The organism is Nocardia sp. NPDC004722, assembly GCF_053601505.1.
On record NZ_JBSGBY010000650.1, the window covers coordinates 1 to 4523 of the forward strand.

General features: G+C 68.1%; 4 protein-coding genes and 1 pseudogene. 1 reads left to right on the plus strand and 4 read right to left on the minus strand.

The genetic code is table 11. The annotated features are described in order from the left end of the window. The 4 genes from ACWELQ_RS38915 to ACWELQ_RS38930 all read right to left on the minus strand — a co-directional run. Positions 1-607 (minus strand): AraC family transcriptional regulator ligand-binding domain-containing protein (locus ACWELQ_RS38915; protein WP_452402014.1); only part of this gene is annotated, 607 nt, incomplete at its 3' end. Positions 608-729: 122 nt separating this feature from the next. Then, the gene (locus ACWELQ_RS38920; RefSeq protein WP_452402015.1) at positions 730-921 is read right to left on the minus strand and encodes a hypothetical protein; all 192 of its coding nucleotides are present in this window, start codon (positions 919-921) and stop codon (positions 730-732) included. A gap of 41 nt (positions 922-962) precedes the next feature. Next, positions 963-2666, minus strand: a complete 1704-nt coding sequence (locus tag ACWELQ_RS38925) for an AMP-binding protein (protein WP_452402016.1) — start codon at positions 2664-2666, stop codon at positions 963-965. Then, the gene (locus ACWELQ_RS38930) at positions 2663-4294 is read right to left on the minus strand and encodes an AMP-binding protein (RefSeq protein WP_452402017.1); all 1632 of its coding nucleotides are present in this window, start codon (positions 4292-4294) and stop codon (positions 2663-2665) included. The genes ACWELQ_RS38925 and ACWELQ_RS38930 overlap by 4 nt, the downstream gene beginning before the upstream one ends. A 55-nt stretch (positions 4295-4349) precedes the next feature. Here ACWELQ_RS38930 and ACWELQ_RS38935 point away from each other — a divergent pair. Beyond that, positions 4350-4523 (plus strand): annotated as a pseudogene (locus ACWELQ_RS38935) (helix-turn-helix transcriptional regulator); the annotation flags it as partial.

A 4523-nucleotide genomic window follows, 5' to 3' on the forward strand; every position in this document is an offset into this window, starting at 1 on the left:
CGAGGTCGGCGGCGCGGTAGGTGACGCTGTTGCGGGCCGCCCCGAATTCCAGGTCGGCGGTGCCGAAGTAGTCGACGAAGGCGTCGTGAGTGCGCGGGGCGCGCTGCTGGAAGGTCATGCGCACGGGATCGATTCCGCGACCGGTCATCTGGCGGATGCGCGAGACCACCAGGCCCAGCCCGGACTGCACGCTCAGCTCCCGGCCCAGGCCCTCGGCATTGATCATGTGCAGATCGAAGGAGGACTCGGTCTCGGTCCGCGCGCCCGCCTCGAAGCGGAAGTTGGTGCTCACCGCGCCGATATAGGGGTTGATGGCGGTCAGCCCGTCGTGCAGGGTCTCCGCGGTCGAGATCAGATAGTCGAACAGGCCGAACTCACCGAGCCGGTATTCCCCCAGCACCCGCAATGTCGCGTCCGGATCGCCGGATTCGTGGGCGAGCAGCTCCCATAGCCGCGGATAGATGTCGCTGGCCACCCGCGCCGTATCCGCGGCCGCCAGCCAGTCCGGCAGCCCGGCCTGACGGGCCAGCCGATGCGGATCGATGCCCACCCGGGCCGCGTGGCGCAGGACGAACCGGGGCAACGTGACGGTATCGGAGGTGTGCATACGCCAATGGTGCGGGGAATTCCCGGCCGGAAACCGGGAATTCGCCGAACTGTGAGGCAGCCCGCTCGACCATGGTCACCCGGCGCGCGGGTAGGTTGCCGCCGGGTTGTCGGCGGGCGGCCTCAGACCCGGATGAACGAGGCTGCGATGCCCCAGAACCTGCGACGATCGAGCGCCTGGAAATCCCATGTCTGCGTGAGACTGTGGGTGGTGGTGACAATGCCCGGAATGTCGAAGTCCTCGCGGGTCGCCGTGCCCTTGGCCTCGAGGGCGGCGATGACGTAGGCGGTCGCGGTTTCCACGGTGTGGGGCACGGGAGCTCCGATCTGTCGTAGTGGCAAGGGGCGGTGCGGATTCAGCGGGTGGTGTCGCTCAGTACGTCCTCGTAGCGGTACTCGGTGGAGAGGGTTTCGCCCGCGGCGTGCGCCTGTTCCTCGCGGTGGCGCAGGTCGACGCGGCGGATCTTGCCGGAGATGGTCTTCGGTAGTTCGGTGAATTCCAGGCGGCGCACCCGCAGGTACGGGGCCAGGTGATCGCGAGCGTATTCGAGGATGGCGCGGGCGGTTTCGCGGTTCGGCTCCCATCCTGCCGCCAGCGTCACGTACGCCTTGGGCACCGCGAGCCGCGTGTCGTCCGGCTGCGGCACCACGGCGGCCTCCACCACGGCCGGATGCTCGATGAGCACGCTCTCCAGCTCGAAGGGGGAGACCTTGTAGTCGGAGGATTTGAAGACGTCGTCGGTGCGGCCGATGTAGGTGATGTAGCCGTCCGAATCCCGCACGGCCACATCGCCGGTGTGGTAGTAGCCGCCCGCCATCACCGCGGCATTACGTTCCGGATCGCCGAGGTAGCAGGTCATCAGATTGACCGGCGTCGCGGCGAGATCCAGGCAGATCTCGCCCTCGTCGGCGGGCTGCCCGGTGATCGGATCCACCAGCACCACCGGCACTCCGGGCGCGGGGCGGCCCATGGAACCGGGCTTGAGCGGCTGACCGGGCGTATTGCCCACCTGCAGTGTGGTTTCGGTCTGGCCGAAGCCGTCGCGGATGGTCAGGCCCCACGCCTTCTCCACCTGGGCGATGACATCCGGGTTCAATGGTTCACCCGCGCCGAGGATTTCACGCAGACCGATCGGACGCTCGCCCAGATCGGCCTGAATCAGCATGCGCCACACCGTCGGCGGCGCGCAGAACGTGTTCACCTCCGCGCGGCGCAGCTGATCGAGCAGCGCGGCGGCGTCGAAACGCGCGTAGTTGTAGACGAATACGGTCGCCTCGGCCAGCCACGGGGCGAAGAAGCAACTCCAGGCGTGCTTGGCCCAGCCGGGCGCGCTGATGGCCAGATGCACGTCGCCGGGCCGGGCGCCGATCCAGTACATGGTGCTCAAATGACCGACCGGGTAACTGATCTGGGAGTGCTGCACCATCTTCGGCTTGCTGGTGGTGCCGGAGGTGAAGTAGACCAGCAGCGGATCGGTCGTCTCGGTGCCCGGCCGGAACGGGCCCGCGGACTCGACCTGCGCGGCGTCGGAATAGTCGTGCCAGCCGGGCACGGGCTCGCCCACCACGATGCGCGTGTAGTCGCCCGGCACCTCGTCGAACTTGCCGGTATCGGCGTCGTTGGCGATGACGAAACGCGCTGCGGCACGCTCGATCCGGTCGGTCAGATCGGCCGGGCCCAGCGCCCCGGTGGTCGGCATGATGACCGCGCCCAGCTTGGCCACCGCCAGCATGGCCTCCCACAACTGCACCTGATTGCCCAGCATGAGCATGACGCGGTCGCCCTTGCCGACGCCCAGCCCGGCCAGCCAGGTCGCGACCCGGTCGGAACGCTCGGCCATCTCGGCGAAGCCGACCTTCTGCTCGGACCCGTCCTGCTCGACGATCCACAGCGCCGGGCGGTCGTTGCCGCGCGCGATGACGTCGAACCAGTCGGTGGCCCAGTTGAATTCGCCGCTCAGCTGCGGCCATTCGAAGTCGCGCAGGGCGGCGTCGTAATCCGTGGCCGCCGATAGCAGCCCGTCGCGGGCGGCGCGATAGGCGTCGGTATTGGCACTCATGCGTCCTCCTCGATCAGCCGAGCGCCGATCTCGCGCATCTCGACCTTGCGGATCTTGCCGGTGACCGTCATAGGGAACTCCTCGACCAGGTGCACGTAGCGGGGAATCTTGTAGTGGGCGAGCTTGCCGGTGCAGTACGCGCGCAGGCTCTCGGCGGTCAACGGTTCTGTACCCGGACGCATCCGGATCCACGCCATCAATTCCTCGCCGTACTTGGCGTCGGGCACGCCGATCACCTGGGCGTCGAGGATGTCGGGGTGGGTGTAGAGGAATTCCTCGATCTCGCGCGGGTAGATGTTCTCGCCGCCCCGGATGACCATGTCCTTGATCCGGCCGGTGATCGCGACATAGCCGTCGGCGTCCATGGTGGCCAGATCGCCGGTGTGCATCCAGCGCGCGTCATCGATCGCCTCGGCGGTCTTCTCCGGCTCACCCCAGTAGCCGAGCATCACCGAATAGCCGCGCGTGCACAGCTCACCGGCCTGCCCGCGCGGGACGGTCACCCCGGTCACCGGGTCCACGATCTTGACCTCGATGTGCGGCCCCGCCCGGCCGACGGTGGCGGTGCGCTGCACCAGCGAATCGTCGCGACGGGTCTGGGTGGACACCGGCGAGGTCTCGGTCATGCCGTAGCAGATGCTCACCTCACGCATGCCCATCCGGTCGATGACCTGCTTCATCACCTCGACCGGGCACGGCGACCCGGCCATGATGCCGGTGCGCAGCGACGACAGATCGTAGGTGCCGAATTCGGGATCGGCGAGCTCGGCGATGAACATGGTCGGCACGCCGTAGAGGGAGGTGCAGCGCTCGGCCGCGACGGCTTGCAGGGTGGCGCGCGGATCGAAGGCCGGTGCCGGAATCACCATGGCGGCACCGTGACTGGTGGCGGCCAGATTGCCCATCACCATGCCGAAGCAGTGATAGAAGGGGACCGGAATGCAGATCCGGTCCTGCTCGGTGTAGCCGCACAGTTCCCCGACGAAGTAGCCGTTGTTGAGGATGTTGTGGTGGCTGAGCGTCGCGCCCTTGGGGAAACCCGTTGTGCCCGAAGTGTATTGGATATTGATCGGATCGTCGGTGGACAGGCCGGACTGGGCGGCCGCCAGCAGGTCCGCGTCGGCGGCGCGGCCGACGGTGAACAACTCCAGCCACCCCGGGCTGTCGAGCAGCACCACCTGCTCCAGCTCCGGGCACTCGGGCCGCACCTCGGTGATCATGGCCGCGTAATCGGAGGTCTTGAACGCCGGGGCCGCCACCAGCAGCCGAATCCCGGCCTGCCGCAGCACATAGCGCAGCTCGTGCGACCGGTAGGCCGGATTGATATTGACCAGGATCGCGCCGATCTTCGCGGTCGCGTACTGGGTCAGCGTCCACTGCGGGCAGTTGGGGGCCCACATGCCGACCCGGTCGCCCTTGCCGATTCCGGCCGCCAGCAGGCCCAGCGCCAGCGCGTCCACCTCGGCGGTGAACTCGCGGTAGGTCCAGCGGATGCCGGTGGCGTAGTCGACCAGGGCCTCGCGGTCGGGATGCGCGGCCGTGGTCCGATCGAGATTCGCGCCGATGGTGTCGCCCAGCAGCGGGGCGTCCCAGACCCCGAACGCATAGCTCTCCGTGCTCTCACTCACACCAGTAGGATCTACGTCACACCCAACCCCGACCACCCCCGAAAGGGGCTAGCCGATGACTCCGGCCGGCGACGGATTGCTCCGCCCCAGCGACGGCGACGCGCTGCGCGCCGAGCTGCGTGGCCTGGCTGCCCTGTCCAAGCTCCCGGTGGTCTTCGGCGGCGAGGTGCACGAGGGCACGCTGGTGCTCAGCGAGTTCGTCGGCACCCGCACCAACGGCATGCGCGGG